The following is a 17,703-nucleotide window of genomic DNA, read 5'->3' on the forward strand; positions in this document are numbered from 1 at the left end:
CCCAACCCCCTTTTTAAGCAGGGCTGTAAAGGATAATTTGTATCAAGTATTTAGAGAAATGGTATTAGAAGCATCAGCGGCTTCAAGGTAGATTAGGACGCCAAAGAATGAGAGGCAAGTTGTCAATTTTCTGTGTTGGGCTGGGTATAAGTTTGCTTTTGGCAGCTAGCCCTGCTTGGAGTCAAACTCCAAGCACATCTGCCCAAGATTTGGATTTAAGCCCAGAAATTATTAAAAAAAGTCCAGTTTTGCAGCGGTGGCGACGGCAAGTACCGAATGTATTGGAGGAAATTCAAAATGAACCCAGTTTTCGCACTAAGATACGCCTGGGTTATTCTCAGTTTCCCTCCACAGGACAAGCAGGAGGAATAAATTTTGGTGTAGAGGACGTGTTTATTGGTCAAAATGGTTTGACAGTGAGTGCTGATTATCAAGCAGCGTTTAATGGTGAACGTGAAGCTTACGGTGCGGATTTATATTATTATCTACGTCCTTTGGGTAGCTATGTTAACTTTGCACCATTGCTAGGATATCGGTATTTGCAAAGTAACGATTATTCAACAAATGGGGTGAATCTGGGCGTGAAGGTGCTGTTGGTATTATCTCGTGGCGGTGCGGCAGATATTTCTCTAACTCAAAGTTGGCTGTCTGTTGGTAGTGAGGAAGAAGTGGGTTTAACAACGCTGTCAGCTGGCTATGCTTTTACTCCTCACATGCGTTTCTCAACAGATATTCAACTACAGAACTCTCGCCAAGACAAAGATAGTCGTGTTGGACTAGTTTTGGAGTGGATGCCTTAAAAAGTCAAAAGTCAAAAGTCAAAAGTCAAAAGAATAGAGTTGCTCTTTTGACTTTTAGATTTTGCCTTATTTAGCTTAGATTTAAACTTTGTAACGTTCGAGGTCTTTCACTGGTGGCCCGTGCAATACTTTGCCATCATAGCTATAACGCCCGCCATGACAGGGACAATCCCAACTTTTCTCGGCGCTGTTCCAATTAACAATACAGCCGAGATGGGTACATGTTGCTGAGACTGCATGCAGTTCTCCCTGTTCGTTACGGTAGGCGGCTACCTTATTACCGTTAATAGTAAGTAACTTAGCTTCGCCTCGTGCCACGTTAGTTACAGAAGAATTCTCTAATCCTTTGAGGCGATCGCCAACCCAGTGAAATCCTACCTCTAGGTTATTCTTCAGAGATTCGGTAGTTAAAAACGGGGTTGTACGGGTAGAATCGTAAAGTTTCAGCCAAGGATTATCTACTCCCAAAATCAAATCTGAAAGCAACATTCCCGCTAACATGCCTTTGCTCATACCCCAGAGGCTAAACCCTGTTGCTACGTAGACATGCTTGTTAAAGGGAGTAAGCTTGCCAATGTAAGGCAGCCGATCAAATGAAACCATATTTGAGTAGACCAACGGTACTCAAACTGCTCTACTCTAAAACGAGAACGAGCATAAGCTTCTAACTTTTGGTAACGTTCCTCAGTGTCAGTGACAGTACCAACTTTGTGCCCACCACCACCTACTAATAACAGCAATCCTCCATCTTGGGTGGGAGTTGTCCGAATCGAGTGGTAATCATTGCCAGTACCAATGTACATCCCTTCTGGTGCTCTTGCTGAGTCGATGCGAGCAGCGATAATATACGAACGCTTGGGATAATTCTTGGCAAAAAATAGCCCTTGATCCAGGATGGGTAAATTAGTAGCAACAATTACATCTCGTGCTTTGACAATTCCTGCTGCTGTGACTACCTGACAGGGAGTTCCTTCTTCGATCTTCTCTACACGTGTGTTTTCAAACACGTAACTGCCATTACCATCAATTAGTTTAGCAAGATGCAGTAAATATTTACGAGCATGAAACTGAGCTTGATTGTCAAATTTAACAGCCCCGGCGATCGCAAATGGCAAATTGGATGCAAAACCATCCCAACCCTACTCTCGAAGTTAGCATTAGCAAAAATTTAAATCTTTTAACTAAGATAGATGATCTCAGATTAAGAATGGCAAAATTTGATCCTTCCACCTAAATAATTTCCAGTTTCAAATACGTTGGGAGTGAACCAAACAATAACTCATTGGAAACAGTTAAATATATAGATTGGTGAAGGCGATCGCTGGCATGATGAGAAACGTTATATCACTCTCTCAAGTCATATAAAGCTAGAATCAATATCTATCAATTGGCATAAGACCAGCGAATTAATTTATCAAATATTCGTACTTACGCGCTAAAAAACAAAATATTGTCACTTTTCAGTCACATTTATTGTTGATGTTATAAATACGGTGATTAATCAGTACTGCTCCACTTCCTAGAGCCAAAGTAAGTTTGTTAAATCAGCATTGAGAGTAGTTACTGATAGAGCAAACTTTCTCAAAATTGTACGGACTTTGAATTTTTGACCTTATTGTTTTGACCAGATTATTGCTCAGGAGTAATTATGAATTCTCATTTTTTACGAACTTTCTCTTTACTAGGTATTACATCTGCAATTGTTGGTTTTAGCGGATTTTCAGCACAAGCTCAAGAAGCACAAAGCGGAGCTGTTCGTCAGAACATTAGCAATAAAGCTGCTGATTTGCAAAACTCCTCTCAAACTTCAATCTTTGCTCAACAAGCACCATTGCCAACCCAACAGCAAGACCCGCTCACACCAGCCCCGACACTAACACCACAACCCACGCAACCACCAACCCCAACGCAAGAACAATACCAACCACCAATACAAACCCCAGTACCTGCGGAAGAACCAGTCCAAACACCAGCGCCAACAGTACAACCGGGTAGAGCCACGCGTGGTGGCCCTAGCTACATTGGTGTCGGTGGAAATATAGGTATAACAGGTGAAACAACATTAAGTGAAGGTTCTTTCGCAGTCATCAGCAAACTTGGTTTGACGAATAACTTATCTGTGCGTCCCGCAGCTTTAATTAGTGAAGATGCAGTTTTTCTGATTCCCGTAACGCTGGACTTTCCGATTGAGTCCATTACGCAGACAGGAGAAACCCAAATCAGTGCTGCGCCTTATCTAGGGGCCGGAGTTTCGATTTCAACAGCAGATGATAGCAATGTTGGCTTTCTAGTTTCTGGCGGTGTGGATGTGCCAATCGCAGATCGCCTGACAGCGAACGCTGGTTTAAACGTCAGTTTTCTTGATGACACAAATATCGGCGTGCTACTAGGCGTTGGTTATAACTTCTAAGAATTCAAAATCCTTTGTGATTACTGCCAAGCTTGATGTGTGTACAAAATTCAAATTTATCATTGGCAGTAATCATGAGTTCAGAGTAATAATTAAGAAGTAAAAAGTAAAAGGTAAAAAGTAAAAAGATAATCACCATAAAACAAGTAAAAAGTAAAAAGTAAAACAATTTATTATGAGTGCCTTTTAACTTTTAACTTTTAACTTGATTTGGACGTATTATTTCTCGCGCTATGCGTCTCGATTGGGAATGTTTTCCCGATCGTTCCATAAATAAATAATGGTGAAGCGTGACCATTGTTCTTTTTCTTTATGAATGCCTTTTTACTTTTTAATGAGTGCCTTGTTCGGTCATGAGATGTAAAAGGGATTGGGAATTGGGTTTTGACGCGTAAAAATTATGGAATTCTGCTTTAACCACAGACAAAAATCATAACTAAAGAAATAAATTTCTTGCTCCTAAAACAACCTATATTCCAGTCAACTAATCTCTGCTATATCAACTTATAAAACCGTGCATAAAGCAATAATAATTAGAAATAAAAACTATGAAAATCACAAGTATATTTTCTAATAAATTAGTTGGAAGCATGGTTTTATTAGGGCTTGTGTCTTGCACTGTACCAACATCTGAATCAGCAACTCCAAACGATCAAGATACAACAGTATCTGCACAATCTGAGCAACAGAACTCTAATAATCAGACATGTACCTTAGTTAAAGAAGGCTTCGGATCTCAAGGACAGGTAAACGTACAAGTGGAAGAGGTAGCAACAGGTCTTGAAGTACCTTGGGGAATTGCGTTTTTACCAAATGGAAATATGCTGGTTACTGAACGACCGGGGCGAGTGCGACTTGTGCGGGATGGCAAACTTGTGCAAAAACCTGTAGCTACAGTCAAAGTTACAGACAGTGGCGAAGGTGGTTTACTCGGTATTGCGGCACATCCAGACTTCGCCAATAACCGCTTTTTCTACTTGTACTACACTGCTGATAGAAATGGGTCGCAGGTCAATCGTGTGGAACGCTGGCGGTTATCGTCGGACGGACAAAGCGCTTCGTCAGATCGGGTAATTGTCGATAATATTCCAGTAGCCTTATATCATAATGGTGGTCGCATTCGTTTCGGCCCTGATGGAATGCTTTACATCAGTACAGGTGATGCACGGGAGCCACAAATTTCTCAAGATGTTAAATCTCTGGCTGGTAAAATCCTGCGCGTCACGCCAGATGGACAAGTACCGCAAGATAATCCATTTCCAGGCAACCCGGTCTATATTACAGGCATTCGCAACACTCAGGGATTTGATTGGCGTGATGCATCCACACTCTTGGTTACTGACCACGGCCCGAGTGGGGAGTTAAATAGAAGTGGTCATGATAAGGTCAGTGTAGCTCAAGCGGGCGATAATCTTGGTTGGCCCACCATCTACCGCTGCGAATCAAAGGAAGGACTCGTCACACCGTCTATTGTCTGGCGTCAAGCTTTGCCTCCAGGCGGAGCAACAATTTACACAGGAAATGCCATTCCTGAGTGGAAAGGCAGCTTAATCATTGCCACCCTCCGTTCCGAACACTTGCAGCGTGTTGTTTTCGATCCACAATCTCCTCAGCAAGTTCGGCAACATGAGGTGTACTTGCAAGGTAAGTATGGGCGGCTCAGGGAGGCGATAATGGGGCCAGACGGCGAATTGTACGTGACAACCAGTAACTGCGACGGACGTGGGGATTGCCCATCACAGCGGGATAAAATCCTACGCGTTACGCGGTAAAGATTAAGATGTCGAGCAGAGTCCAAGTGATTGTCACTTTCACATCACATTTTGTGTTCACACTTAAAGTAAAGAAAGCAGAGTTCAAAGGTGATTACCGATGAATAAAAGAGTATTCTTCGGCTTGACTTTGGCTACAACAATTTCTGCAATGACAGTTCCAAGCCTTGCACAAGCCCAAAGCGTAAATGGCTTGTAGTAAGCACTAGCCCTGTCAAGGTGAGTAAAAAACGAACCATTATCTTAGTAGAGAAGACTATCTTCCTCTTTGTGTCCCTACCCTACGGGAAGCCGCCCTTGCGGTCGTCTACGCTGCGCTCGAGGGCAAGCTTAGTGTCTTGGTGTTTAAATAATTCTTTTTTCACCACAAAGACACTAAGACACCAAGAAAAATCCATTTCCAAGACTCACACCTTGACAGGGGTATAGTAAGCACAAAGCGTGCTTACTACAAGCCAAGAAAATTTGTAGTCATTTTTTCGAGAAACAGTATAAGAAGTAGTGCTGAAGTCAGAACTGGTAAGCTAACAAGGAATTGATGTGAATAGAAAAAAAAACTACAACAGCACCCCAGCGCAGGCAGCAATGACTGAAGTCGCAGCACCAAAGCCATCTTTAGCTTTTTTTGATGCAGTTGCGCTGATTGTCGGTATTGTCATTGGGGCGGGTATTTTTCAAACTCCGGCACTCGTCGCTGCAAATTCAGGCAGCAATCTTGCAGTATTGCTGTTCTGGCTAGCTGGTGGCGCGGCATCTTTTGTGGGAGCGTTGTGCTATGCAGAGTTAGCAACAACATATCCCGATGTTGGAGGAACCTACTACTACCTGAAGCGTTCCTTTGGGCGGATCATTGCTTTTCTATTTGCTTGGGCGCGGATGACGGTAATTCAAACAGGTTCTATTGCCTTGCTGGCATTTGTTTTTGGCGATTATGCCTCGCAAATATGGCGACTGGGTGGGTTTTCATCCTCAGTTTATGCTGCAACGGCAATTCTCTTCCTTACCGCTTTAAATATCATCGGTTTGCAGCAGGGCAAGTGGACACAAAATTTGCTCACCGCAGCTAAAGTCCTCGGCTTGCTCTTGATCGTGGTAATTGGATTGACAGTTTCTGCTTCAGAAGTTCCCTCTGTTCCTGATACTTCCTCTGGAGGAGCGATAGGACTGGCGATGGTATTCGTCCTATTATCCTACGGTGGATGGAACGAGGCAGCTTACATATCAGCGGAAATTCAGGATTTCAGACGTAATATAGTGCGATCGCTACTTGCAAGTATTGGTATTATCACTGCTATTTACCTGCTGATCAATCTTGCTTACCTGCGCGGACTGGGATTGGCAGGTATGACACAATCAGAAGCCGTGGCAGCAGATTTAATGCGCCGTCTTTGGGGTGAAGGCGGAGCTGTATTCGTTAGCTTACTCATTGCTGTTTCTACCTTGGGGGCACTCAACGCTACTATCTTTACTGGGGCACGCACTAACTACGCTCTGGGGCAAGATTTTTCTGTGTTTGCCTTTATGGGACGCTGGCAGAAACGCCCCAGCGCGCCTAAAGAAGCATTTATACTGCAAACCGGGATTGCTCTAGCACTGGTGTTGGTCGGTACTTTCACCCGCAAAGGTTTTGAAACTATGGTGGATTATACTGCCCCAGTGTTTTGGTTCTTTTTCCTGCTTTCGGGCATATCGTTGTTTGTGCTGCGAAGACGGGAACCCCACGTACAGCGTCCGTTCCGAGTGCCATTTTATCCTTGGACACCACTGCTGTTTTGTCTGATTTGCGGCTACCTACTCTACTCCAGCTTGGCGTATACGGGAGTAGGGGCAACTATGGGTGTTTTGGTTGTAGCAGCAGGTATTCCCTTGTTGCTATGGAATCGTTACCGACAACGCCCTAATTAGTCATTGGCTTTAACAAAGGACAAATAATAAAGGAGAAAAATATGCACCTACACAAAATACTACTTGGAATTCTTGCAAGTATAAGTTTTGCTAGTCTAGGATTTGCGGGATGTACGCCAACACGCAACTTTGAGGCAGACGCACAAGTATCTGCTCCGACAACCGCACCACAAGAACGTCCTGCTGATGTTCCCTATGTACCAACACCACAGCCTGTGGTAGACGCCATGCTGAAACTGGCAAACGTCGGGCCGAATGATGTGATTTACGATTTGGGTAGTGGTGATGGACGGATTCCGATTACTGCGGCGCAAAAATACGGTATTAGAGGTGTTGGTGTAGACATTGACCCTCAACGTGTTCGAGAAGCAAACGCCAATGCTCAAAAAGCAAAAGTAACAAACCAGGTGGAATTCCGCCAGCAAGACTTGTTTCAAACTGATTTGAGTGAAGCCACAGTAGTAACGCTCTACTTACTACCCGATATCAATCTCAAGCTTCGTCCCAAACTATTGCAGGAACTTAAACCAGGCACTCGCATTGTTTCCCATGCCTTCGACATGGGTGAGTGGAAACCACAGCAAGTGGAACGGGTGGACGGCAGAACTATCTATCTGTGGGTTGTTCCGGAGCAAGTTCCGGCAAATTTACGCTCATAGATATAAATCATAGAAATAGTTGGTTTGTTACTGTTGATGGAGGAAAATGCAATGAAAGGATTAAAAGGTAAAAGTGCCCTGATTACAGGTGCTAGTTCAGGTATTGGACAGGTGATCGCCATCCGTCTTGCCCAAGAAGGTTGTAATATTGCCATTAACTATCGTAAAAGTCCCGAAGCTGCGGAAGATACTGAAGAAATGGCTTTGCAAAAAGCCTGTGGAGATATCGAAAATTGTGGTGTTAAGTCAATGCTGGTACAGGGCGATGTCTCCAAGGAAGAAGATAAAGTCAAAAATTCGGAGAGAAATCGGGGAGAAATCGGGGGGATTATTCGAGTCGCTTCATTCGATAGCCAAGCCCATGAACAGTTTCTATGAAATCACCGGGCGCACCAACCGATCGCAGTTTCTGACGCAAAGTTCGGATATGGGTTTTCACAGCTTCTTCGGTGGGAAATTCATCTACTGACCAAAGACGCTCAATAATTCCCGGTCTGCTTAATACTCGCCGCCCATTCGTAACCAATAACTCCAGCAAGGCATACTCTTTGGGAGTAAAGTATAAAATTTATCATCATACGTAACTTCATAGGTAATTGGATTCAGACATAGACTTCCCCAACACAGCTTAGAACTAGCCCCATTAACTCTTCGTCGCAAAAGGGCACGAACCTGAGCCATCAGTTCTTCCAAGTCAAAGGGTTTTACCATGTATGCATCAGCACCAGCATCTAAGCCAATGATTTTATCGGCAACGGTGTCACGAGCTGTTAGCATCAGTACAGGTATAGTGAAATTGCGATCGCGCAGTTTTGCTTTGGAATCCTTGGGATTGGGGGGAGACCCCTCCAACACAGCGGCTCAAAAATCTAAAATAGTATAAGCTACATTTTTTATAAAAATTAGGACTCCTATTTTATTTTTGAATAGAACTGAGTACACTTTCTGTTAAAAGTTCCCCGTTCCCCATTCCCTATCATCATGAGAAAGTTCATTAATCAAATATGATTACTATACTATGAAATACTAACTCTATAGCCAATGTCCGAAAACCCACTTTTTGATTTCTCCAATCCACACATCTATCGTCAGATGGTAAAACGCCAACAGGCGGAAGTTCTACAACGTAAGATCTGACTTTATTCTTAAGAAGTTAAAAAACCGAGAGTAAATCGGGAGTATTTCGGGGGTATTTCTTGTACTTGGGAGCCAGTTTTTTAGAAAAACCATATTTATTTACCACTCCAATACTGCTGCGGTTTCCTTTGCTTGTCTTTATCATACTTTTCTTGAGCAAATGCAACTTGGCTCTGTGCTTGAGCGATTTCAGCTGCGGCTATTTGCTGATAGCGATCGTAATTTTGCTGAGCTAGCCTTAAGTCAGCTTGCGCTTGCTGCAAATCAGCTTGAGCTTCCGCTTCTGAACGCTAAACGGGAACCTCATAAAGGCTGTTTCCTCTTGCATTCCTTGACGATACCCGTCAAAGCGATAGACATTCCAGTGTCCAGCGGGGGAGAGGTTGAATTCCCAATACCGTTGGGAATCCTTAATGCCAAGAAAGAACTCGAAGCAGGTATCTTCCCACAATTCGTGCTTTCGCATTGGTGTGTCTGATGATGGGGCGATCGCGACTTCTGTTAGATCGCCGAAAAGCGTGTAGCGGAGATTAAGTTGATTAGCGTGTCGGGCGATACAGCCTGCTATTTTCAAATTAGGCAGCGGCTTGGTAGAGGGAAAAGGTTGCAGAGAAAATGTCTGTTCGTTCATTTCATGTCTTGAATAATGGCGCGAATCTTTGTTTCCTGGGATTCGATGCTCTCAGTGAGCTTAAACTGGACGATCGCCCTGGTAAGATTGTGTTCCGGGTGCTTGACTTTGAAGTAAACATTTCCTGCTAAATAGTCAGCAAAGAATCTCAGTCCTAACTCAAAGGCGATGAGACGGATGGCGTCGTACATGTAGGCATAGTCATTCTCGGTGAGAAATGCTTTTGCTACGGAGAGATAGCCTTGAAGAATTCCCTGGCACAAGTCAGTATCAAAATAAACGCTGTGCCACTGCTCGGTTTCTTCTCCGGCGGGGTTGCAACCCGAGCGCAAACAGTCGCCGATGTCGTAATGTACTAGACCAGGCTTAACAGTATCGAGGTCTATCACACTGACGGCTTGCTTGGTAACAGTATCAAACATAACATTATTTATTTTGGGATCGCCGTGCATCAGACGCATCGGTAACTTGCCTGTAGCTTTGGCATTTTCCAGAACATGGGCAAAAGTTTGGCGATCGCTAACAAACTGCAAGCAATAATTTACTTCTGGGGATTGGCGAGGACTGGTTTTGGCCAGAACTTCGTTGTATTGCTGAAGGTAAAGCGGGGTAATATGGAATCCTTCCAGGGTGTCGGCAAGTTTTTCTGGAGGTAGATCGCTGATCAGATTGTGGAACATGCCTAGGGCGTAGCCGATTTCTTTCGCATGTTCTGTATCACGCATCGTATCGAAAGATTGTGAGTCTGCAATAAAGCTAATCGCCCGCCAAAAAGAGCCTTTAGCATCGGTGCAATAGTCTTGAGCATCCTTGGTTAATAACACGCGCGGCACTTCCCAACGACGGTTGAGGGGGGTGCGTTGCAGGCGTTCCCGAACATGCTCAGTGAAGATACGCATGTTATGCATAATCAGTTGGGGCTGAACAAATACCTGCGTGTTGATGCGTTGCAGGACAAAATGCTTTTCCTCTGGACAATCCAGTGTGACTAGGAAGGTATCATTGATATTGCCACTTCCAAATGCTTGAATGCCTGTAACGTTTTCCAATCGGGTGAATTGCTCGGCAATAGCAACAAGATGATCGGTGTCTTGTATTTTGAGATTTTCCGTCATGTTCATGTTTGACCTGTACTACTCCCCACGCGATCGCACGAAGGTAATAGGGGATATCGTAGCGTAAGTGTCGCATCAGGTCTGTATAAATAAAGCACTCACATCCTAGGGCTGAGTCAAAGATTCTTGCGATACGCTACTGATTTAAAATCAGGTTAATAAGTGTGTGAGGAGAAATGTCAGCAAAAGACCGATTTCATGAAGGAGTCAAAAAAGGTCTTCAGAAAGAGCAATGGGTGATTACGCATGACCCTTTGAGGATTGAGTTTGGCGAGGAGGATGAAGTTAGAATTGATTTGGGTGCAGAACGGCTGTTAGCAGCTGAAAAAGCAGGAGAAAAGATAGCAGTAGAAGTCAAAAGTTTTTTGAGTGACTCAGCATTGTTTGATTTTCACATGGCGTTGGGTCAATTTTTGAATTACCGTTTAGTTTTAGAAGGAAGTGAAAAGGAACGCACCTTATATTTAGCAGTACCAATTGCCGCTTATGAGTCGTTTTTTCAACGTGATTTACCCCAAGCATCAATACGGCAATATCAAGTCAAGCTAATTGTATACGATCCTGTGGATGAGGTAATAGTCAGATGGATAAGCTAGCATTTTATCGTCAGTGTATTCAAAAACTATTAACTGAATATAGTAAAAGTACACCCATAAATGGCGAAATAGAGGTGCAAACAATTTTTGATACAGAACACGACCATTATCAAATTGTTGATTTGGGATGGGATAAACATCGCCGTATATATAATTGCGTGATGCATTTGGATATTAAAGACGGTAAAATCTGGATTCAACGCAATCAGACTGATAAGTTGCTTGCTGATGAATTAGTAGCAATGGGTGTGCCAAAGAACGATATTGTATTGGGCTTACAGCCCGCCTATGCAAGAGAATATACAGGGTATGGTGTGGCGTAGAAGTAACCAAATATTGTACAACTTCCTTTCTTAAGCAACACTATAATCTGCGATCGCATCAATAATATCCAACTAGCTTTAGCTCGCTTTATCACCTACCCGCTTGAAATAGATGCAAATACTGAAATGCTGGAATTGCTGCCAACATTGTAAATATTACAACTATTGTTACATTAACAAACTTACATCTCTGCTGTCGTGATTGCGTTACTGCTTGCTTCTCTTGTTCTTCTATGTAGTTATTAATAGCTTCTTTCGGAATCTACCACCCCCCAAATCTCTTCTGATAAGCACCGGGAAGTTTCCCGCTCTTAGCTAAATCAGTAACTTTACTTAAGGTAAACTCATGAGTTTCAGATCCTAACCTTTCATTTAACCTTTTGGCTGCTTCTTTGAGACTAAGCATCATATTGGATTTCAATAATAATTCATAAGCTAAAAGGCATTTAATTTGCATTCTCAAAAAAATCAAACTCTTGTGGGGTGGGCGTCTCGCCCGCCCTGATTATACAACTTAAATGCACATCAGCTTACTCTAATAATTAATGCTCAATATACGGGCTTTTGGGGTGTTGGGTTGCGCTATTGGAAGGCAAGACCTACGTAGCTTAACTCACTCTAGAAAAAGCGATCGCACTAAATCGCACTAACAAATACCTGAGCTTTTGCCCGTACAACGAAGTGTTAGAATACGCTCGCACAAAGTCTTAAGGCTTATTGGTGTTGGGTGCGTTGGCGTTGAGCTATTTGCATTAATAAACGTAATGCTTCATTGACAGATTCATCAGTTGGAAATGCCTGTGCTACATCAGGATCAAGCAACACGAGATTAGTTCCAGTTTTGTAGCGTTCTGCATACTTTCCCCGAACACCACCTGTCATTTTGGAAAAGTCGTATTCAGGGCGTAGCTCATCCTCAAACTCGTTGTCAATCTCCTTCCTCATAAAACCTCCGCTCTTGCCGTGTTGCTTCTCTTGCACTGATAATCCTGATACGCTCATCTCGGTCAGTATGAGAAACCAGTAGCAAGCGACCATGCCTGGATAATCCTATAGTATAGTAACGTATCGGCTCTCTGCTATCGAGTGGTCAGGATCTGGAAAGGTTATCGATAAGGCATCGCCGAAGACAGTGGCAACTTCCTGGAATGAAACGCCGTGCTTTTTAAGATTTCTGTCAGCTTTATCAGGATTCCACTCAAATTCCATGCCCAAAGGTGCATTAGTCATTGCTGGAATCAGCTTATCAGCTAAATACTACTTGATCGAAAATCTTGGTCGTCTAAAATAACACTCCAGAATTTGCACTCAACGCCTCAAACTCCTGCCAACAAAGATACATTGCACGCGGCACATGAAAACATCCCTTCCATTTACCACCTTTGAGATTCAACAGCACTTCCCCACACCGATTAAGGTAGCCAAACCACTCACCATATTCTGCATCGGCAAAATGCGACCAAGCGTAATCGTGCATCTTTTGATACCATTCCCAACATGCCTCACGTCCCGTCAGGCGATAACCCATTGCCAGGGCAACCAAAGATTCTAAATGCACCCACCACAGCTTTTGATCCCATTCCAGTTGCTGCGGGGGATGACCGTCTGCATCCATAAAATAATATAATCCGCCGTATTCGCTGTCCCAAGCAAAATTCAGGATATTTAGCACCACATCAACGGCTTGGTTAATAGTTTTGGTGTCGTTTTTCCGACGGGCAATATCCATGATGAACCACATCGCTTCAATGCCGTGACCAGGGTTAATTAACCGTCCGTCAAAACAATCAACGTGCGAACCATCAGGAGCAACATTTTCGTACATCAGTCCCCGTTCCTGGTCTAGAAAATCGGTCATCACTTCTTGAACAGTTGCAGCTAGAACATTTTCAAGAGTTTCGCTGGACAGCAACCATTCCATTTCCAGAGTCAGGTTGGCTAAAATCATCGGCACAGCCAATGATTTCATCGGGCGTGTACCGGGATAGCTCTTGTTATATTTGCCCTTTGGGTTGTCTTTGCGGCGCAAAACGTTGTTGTAAGCCTGCATAGCCACATCCTTAGCCCAATCTTGACCAGAGGCGAGGGCGTATTGACTAAATGCCATTGCGGCAAAGCAATCAGAAAAAATATTATAGGGCTGAACCAGTGGCTTGCCTTCACAAGTTAGGGCAAAGTACCAGTTGCCATCGGCATCTCTGCCATGTTGGGCGAGAAAATTAGCACCGTTGCTAGCAATTTTTAACCAATTTTCATGCTTTTCTAGCTGGTTGCAAAGCATGGAAAAAGTCCAAACTTGGCGGTTTTGCAGCCAGATAAATTTGTCTGTGTCATAAACCTTGCCTTCACGATCCAGACAGGTGAAATAGCCGCCTTGCTGCCAGTCGAGCGAGTGTCTTTCCCAAAATGGGAGTACGTCGTTGAGGAGCGCGTTTTTGTAAAGTTCAGCCAGCGCTTTAAAGTCGTGCTCCATAAATTTTCTCCCTTTTTGTGCCAAAACCAACAGCATTAATTATCGCCTTGCTGTGGATAGACTACAAGTGACTGATATCATGTCCGTTTGAACACTTATACTATCCGCCCGTGTGGTAATGGGTAATTGGTAATTGGGGTATTACCTAATAGTTGCGATGGTCAAAGACCGCTCCTTCGGAGCATCGCAGTAGGAACATAAATTGATTATCCAGACTTGATATTATGGCCAATTGCTAACCACTACCCAATGTAGAGACGTGCCATGGCACGTCTCTACAACTAACCACTAACTACTAACCACCAACAACTTGCTACATTGAGAATACTTGGGGTAATTCCCTGTCTGCACCATCTACCAAATTTGGGCTACTTGCCACAAAACTGTGATTACAGGACTATTCAGGAAATTTCATGCTACTTTCACAAAAGATAAGCGTCCTCAGGACACTACCACTAAAAACTGGCTGCAAACTATTCTTGTAACCAGTGTGGGAGTCACCATGTTAATACTAGGTGTTCGCCATCTAAAATGGTTGCAGGCTTGGGAATTAAGCGCTTATGACCAGATGTTGCAGCTACGCCCCCCTGAAGCATTAGACCCTCGGATTTTATTAGTTACCGTTACTGAAGATGATTTAAAGTCAGAAGCTATTTCTCTGCCAGATAACACTATCAATCAATTGTTGGCGAAATTACAATCCTATCAACCGCGTGTGATTGGGTTAAGTATCGACCGTTCTAAACAGAAAAATTTGGGGGCTAGTCTTAAAAATCTGGATAACGTTATTACTTATTGTACATTCAGCAGCATAGATAGCTCAGAAATTCCACCGCCGCCAAATTTCCCAATTAACCAAGTCGGCTTTAGCGATGTAATTTCTGACGATGATGGCGTTGTTCGTCGCAGTTTGTTATTTGCTGGTTCCAATGACAAAAAATGTACAACACAAATTTCATTTGCTGCCTTACTAGCAATTAATTATTTAGAAAGACAAGGTATCGAATTCGATTTTACCGACACAGGACATTTTTACTTGGGTAAAAATTCATTTCCACCTTTGCAAGAGAATTCAGGTGGCTATGAAAACATAGATGCAAGGGGCTATCAAATACTTCTAAATTACCGCGATCCCTCTCATTTTGCCCAACAAGTAACTGTTACACAAGTTTTGCAAGGTCGGGTAGATCCCAATTGGGTAAAAGATCGTCTCGTTATCGTCGGTACTACTGCCCGTAGCCTCCATCCGGGCTTTTATACACCCTACAGCGCTTCACCACAGCATCCACCGAGAATGCCAGCTGTCTTCATTCATGCACAGATGGCGAGTCAGATTATCAGTGCAGTACTGAATGAGCGACCCCTTATTTGGTACTTACCCGACTGGGTAGAAGCTGTATGGATTTTAGGCTGGGCATTAGTGGGTAGTGTCTTAGCATGGCAGTTGCAATATCCCTTGCGCCTGGGTTTGGCTGGTGGCGTATCTTTGAGTGGCTTGGTGGGTGTGTGCTATTTGTTGTTTTTGCAAGGGGTGTGGATGCCTTTGATACCGCCTGCCCTAGCTGTTGTCTTGGGTGGTGTTAGTGTTATGGCTTACACTAGCTACCAAACTCAACAACAAACTAAAGTAATTATCCAGCAAGTTGAAAAACAAAAAGAAGCCATAGAACATTTAAATACACTATTAAAAGAAACTACACACATCTACGACAAGCACGTTCACTCTTCTGCCACGCTTGATAACACGGAAAAAACAACTGGTGACTTTATTTTAGGTGGACGTTACCAAATCACAAAAGTACTCGGTTCGGGTGGATTTAGTTGTACTTATTTAGCAAAAGATACGCAGCGTCCAGGCAGTCCTGTTTGTGTTGTGAAACAACTAATGCCAGCCCGCCGAGATACAAAATTTATGCAAGTTGCCAGAAGATTATTTGATGCAGAAGCAGAAATTTTAGAAGTTTTGGGTAAACATCATCAAATTCCAGCACTACTGGCATATTTTGAAGAAAATCATGAATTTTATTTAGTACAAGAATATATTTCTGGACATGCCCTCAGTGAAGAATTACCACCAAATCATGACGTACAAAATGAAACTTTTGTCATCGAGATGCTTAAAGGGATTTTAGAAGTTCTGGCGTTTGTTCACGAACATCGCGTCATTCATCGAGATATCAAACCGAGTAATATTATTAGATGCGATACAGATAATCGCTTGGTGCTAATTGACTTTGGTGCAGTCAAGATGATGCAACCACCAACAGCGGAACAGACCGAATTGGCAACAGTAGCTATTGGTACGCGGGGTTATGCACCACCAGAACAATTTGCAGGTCATCCCCGCTTGTGCAGCGATATTTACGCTTTGGGGATGATTGCCATTCAAGCAATAACCGGGATAATGCCACACGAACTTCATCCCCATCCCGAAACTGGCACTATAGAATGGCGTCATGGGACGAAAGTTAGCGAAAAATTGGCAGCGATTTTAGATAAGATGGTGCGCTACCATTTTAGCGATCGCTATCAATCAGCCACCGAAGTACTGCAAGATTTGCAAAAAATTGAATTGGTCAATGGTCATTAGTTAGTGGTTAGTGGTTAGTGGTAAGTGGTTAGTGGTTAGTGGTTAGTAGTTAGTGGTTAGTGGTTGGTGGTTAGTGGTTGGTGGTTAGTGGTTAGTTGTCTCCCCATCTCCCCATCTCTACCACTTGCCATGCCAATTTCGCTGCACCCAACATGCCCGCACAATTACCTAACTCGGCTGGCAAGATTTGTAAACCTACGCGAGAGGTGGGCAAAACTCGCTTTTCAATTTCGGCTTTGGCAGCTGGTAAGAAAAATTCGGCGCTAGCGCTGACACCGCCACCAATGATGATCGCTTCTGGTGTCAGCACGTACATTAAACTTGTTAAACCGATACCCAAATCTCTACCGTATTCTTGCCAAAATGCTAAAGCTTTGGCGTCTCCTGCTTTTGCTAAAGCTCCCAATTCGGCTGGTTCTTTGCCGGTGCGGCGGCGGATTGCGGTGACAGAGACATACTGTTCTAAAGAACCTTGGTTGCCACTATTACATATTGGGCCATCAGGGTTGAAGCTGATTAAACCTAACTCGCCAGCTGCTCCGTAATGCCCTATAAACAATTTGCCATCAAGGATAATCGCACCACCAACGCCTGTTCCTAAAGTCAGCATGATGAAATTTTGAAAGTGGCGACCGGTTCCTAACCAAGCTTCCCCTAAACCTGCACAATTGGCATCGTTAGCAACAATAGCAGGTTTGCCAAATTTCGCTTCTAAAGCATCAGCAAGGGGGACATCGTGCCATCCTGGCAGGTTAATGGAGACTTTGGCAATGCGTCCAGCTGCATCCGCAGGCCCAGGAGTACCAACACCAATGGCAACAGCTTGATTTTCGGGATCGAGTTGCGCGATCGCATCTAGCATCACTGCTATTACTGCTTCTGGGGTTGCTGGTTGGGGAGTCACTACAGTTAAAGATTTTAGGCAAGTGCCATCAACCGTAAATCGCCCCAGTTTAATCGCCGTTCCCCCTAAGTCAATGCCAATTACTTCTGGTATCACCACACTTTTTGGTTAGTAGTTAGTGGTTAGTAGTTAGTGGTTAGTTATCCAAACAACAATCAACGAACAACAAGCAACTATTTGTGGTTACTCTTTTTATGACTAATTTCGTTTTTAATTGGTTCAGCTTGACTTACATACATTACTGGAGTTGAACCGACATTTGCTTGCACCTGCCAAGATGTAACTGGTGCTCCTCGTAAGATACCAGCTAGAGCGACGGAAAGCATAAAACCACCAGCAGCGGCAGCAACTAAAGAAAGGTTATCTTTCACAAGCATCTCTCACAAAT

General features: G+C 43.5%; 16 protein-coding genes and 4 pseudogenes. 9 read left to right on the plus strand and 11 right to left on the minus strand.

Going from position 1 to position 17,703, the window contains the following annotated elements; translation table 11 throughout:
- Positions 1–107 precede the first annotated feature (107 nt).
- The gene (locus tag HXY43_RS00710) at positions 108–800 is read left to right on the plus strand and encodes a hypothetical protein (protein WP_290878752.1); all 693 of its coding nucleotides are present in this window, start codon (positions 108–110) and stop codon (positions 798–800) included.
- Positions 801–881: 81 nt separating this feature from the next.
- On the opposite strand, the gene HXY43_RS00715 is transcribed toward HXY43_RS00710, so the two are convergent.
- Entirely contained in the window at positions 882–1,403 is a 522-nt protein-coding gene (locus HXY43_RS00715) for a (2Fe-2S)-binding protein (RefSeq protein ID WP_290878754.1), read from the minus strand.
- Complete coding sequence (locus HXY43_RS00720; RefSeq protein WP_290878756.1) at positions 1,337–1,915, minus strand: FAD-dependent oxidoreductase; 579 nt, start codon at positions 1,913–1,915, stop codon at positions 1,337–1,339. The genes HXY43_RS00715 and HXY43_RS00720 overlap by 67 nt, the downstream gene beginning before the upstream one ends.
- A gap of 533 nt (positions 1,916–2,448) precedes the next feature.
- Between HXY43_RS00720 and HXY43_RS00725 the strand changes: the two genes are divergently transcribed.
- The 5 genes and pseudogenes from HXY43_RS00725 to HXY43_RS00745 all read left to right on the plus strand — a co-directional run.
- Positions 2,449–3,210, plus strand: coding sequence for a hypothetical protein (locus HXY43_RS00725; RefSeq protein WP_290878757.1), 762 nt, complete (start codon positions 2,449–2,451; stop codon positions 3,208–3,210).
- Between the two features lie 548 nt (positions 3,211–3,758).
- Entirely contained in the window at positions 3,759–4,982 is a 1,224-nt protein-coding gene (locus HXY43_RS00730) for a sorbosone dehydrogenase family protein (protein WP_290878759.1), read from the plus strand.
- A 585-nt stretch (positions 4,983–5,567) separates the two neighbouring features.
- On the plus strand, positions 5,568–6,887 hold the full coding sequence (locus HXY43_RS00735) for an APC family permease (protein WP_290878887.1): 1,320 nt from the start codon (positions 5,568–5,570) through the stop codon (positions 6,885–6,887).
- A 41-nt stretch (positions 6,888–6,928) separates the two neighbouring features.
- Positions 6,929–7,546 carry a methyltransferase domain-containing protein gene (locus HXY43_RS00740; protein WP_026733295.1) on the plus strand — a complete coding sequence of 206 codons (618 nt, stop codon included), beginning with the start codon at positions 6,929–6,931 and terminating at the stop codon, positions 7,544–7,546.
- 51 nt (positions 7,547–7,597) lie between these two features.
- Positions 7,598–7,903 (plus strand): annotated as a pseudogene (locus HXY43_RS00745) (SDR family NAD(P)-dependent oxidoreductase); the annotation flags it as partial.
- On the opposite strand, the pseudogene HXY43_RS00750 reads toward HXY43_RS00745, so the two are convergent.
- The 4 genes and pseudogenes from HXY43_RS00750 to HXY43_RS00765 form a co-directional block, all read right to left on the minus strand.
- A pseudogene (locus HXY43_RS00750) lies at positions 7,875–8,344 on the minus strand (response regulator transcription factor); the annotation flags it as partial. The pseudogenes HXY43_RS00745 and HXY43_RS00750 sit on opposite strands and share 29 nt — an antisense overlap.
- 434 nt (positions 8,345–8,778) lie before the next feature.
- Positions 8,779–8,946, minus strand: a complete 168-nt coding sequence (locus HXY43_RS00755; RefSeq protein ID WP_290878763.1) for a hypothetical protein — start codon at positions 8,944–8,946, stop codon at positions 8,779–8,781.
- Positions 8,947–8,966: 20 nt separating this feature from the next.
- Positions 8,967–9,314 (minus strand): annotated as a pseudogene (locus tag HXY43_RS00760) (DOMON-like domain-containing protein); the annotation flags it as partial.
- Positions 9,311–10,429, minus strand: a complete 1,119-nt coding sequence (locus HXY43_RS00765; protein WP_290878890.1) for an aminoglycoside phosphotransferase family protein — start codon at positions 10,427–10,429, stop codon at positions 9,311–9,313. The gene HXY43_RS00765 and the pseudogene HXY43_RS00760, both read right to left, overlap by 4 nt.
- Before the next feature lie 176 nt (positions 10,430–10,605).
- Here HXY43_RS00765 and HXY43_RS00770 point away from each other — a divergent pair, with 176 nt between their 5' ends.
- Together HXY43_RS00770 and HXY43_RS00775 are read left to right on the plus strand one after the other, a co-directional pair.
- Positions 10,606–11,025 (plus strand): XisH family protein, encoded by a 420-nt coding sequence (locus HXY43_RS00770; protein WP_290878764.1) that lies wholly within the window; start codon positions 10,606–10,608, stop codon positions 11,023–11,025.
- Positions 11,013–11,348, plus strand: coding sequence for a XisI protein (locus HXY43_RS00775; RefSeq protein WP_290878766.1), 336 nt, complete (start codon positions 11,013–11,015; stop codon positions 11,346–11,348). Before HXY43_RS00770 ends, HXY43_RS00775 begins: the two co-directional genes overlap by 13 nt.
- 714 nt (positions 11,349–12,062) lie before the next feature.
- Here HXY43_RS00775 and HXY43_RS00780 read toward each other — a convergent pair.
- The 3 genes and pseudogenes from HXY43_RS00780 to HXY43_RS00790 all read right to left on the minus strand — a co-directional run bounded on the left by HXY43_RS00780 (position 12,063) and on the right by HXY43_RS00790 (position 13,821).
- On the minus strand, positions 12,063–12,293 hold the full coding sequence (locus HXY43_RS00780) for a hypothetical protein (protein ID WP_290878768.1): 231 nt from the start codon (positions 12,291–12,293) through the stop codon (positions 12,063–12,065).
- Positions 12,277–12,557, minus strand: a pseudogene (locus HXY43_RS00785) (BrnT family toxin). Before HXY43_RS00785 ends, HXY43_RS00780 begins: the two are co-directional and overlap by 17 nt.
- 73 nt (positions 12,558–12,630) lie before the next feature.
- Positions 12,631–13,821, minus strand: a complete 1,191-nt coding sequence (locus HXY43_RS00790) for an AGE family epimerase/isomerase (RefSeq protein WP_290878770.1) — start codon at positions 13,819–13,821, stop codon at positions 12,631–12,633.
- 385 nt (positions 13,822–14,206) lie between these two features.
- Between HXY43_RS00790 and HXY43_RS00795 the strand changes: the two genes are divergently transcribed.
- Entirely contained in the window at positions 14,207–16,411 is a 2,205-nt protein-coding gene (locus HXY43_RS00795) for a CHASE2 domain-containing serine/threonine-protein kinase (protein ID WP_290878772.1), read from the plus strand.
- A 91-nt stretch (positions 16,412–16,502) separates the two neighbouring features.
- Here the strand turns inward: HXY43_RS00795 and HXY43_RS00800 are convergent, their stop codons facing one another.
- Both HXY43_RS00800 and HXY43_RS00805 read right to left on the minus strand, forming a co-directional pair.
- Positions 16,503–17,414, minus strand: a complete 912-nt coding sequence (locus tag HXY43_RS00800; RefSeq protein ID WP_290878773.1) for an ROK family protein — start codon at positions 17,412–17,414, stop codon at positions 16,503–16,505.
- 74 nt (positions 17,415–17,488) lie between these two features.
- A complete protein-coding gene (locus HXY43_RS00805; protein ID WP_290878775.1) occupies positions 17,489–17,686 on the minus strand; it encodes a hypothetical protein in 198 nt (65 codons plus the stop codon).
- Between the last annotated feature and the right edge of the window lie 17 nt (positions 17,687–17,703).

Source organism: Fischerella sp., assembly GCF_013388695.1.
Classification (GTDB): domain Bacteria; phylum Cyanobacteriota; class Cyanobacteriia; order Cyanobacteriales; family Nostocaceae; genus PCC9605.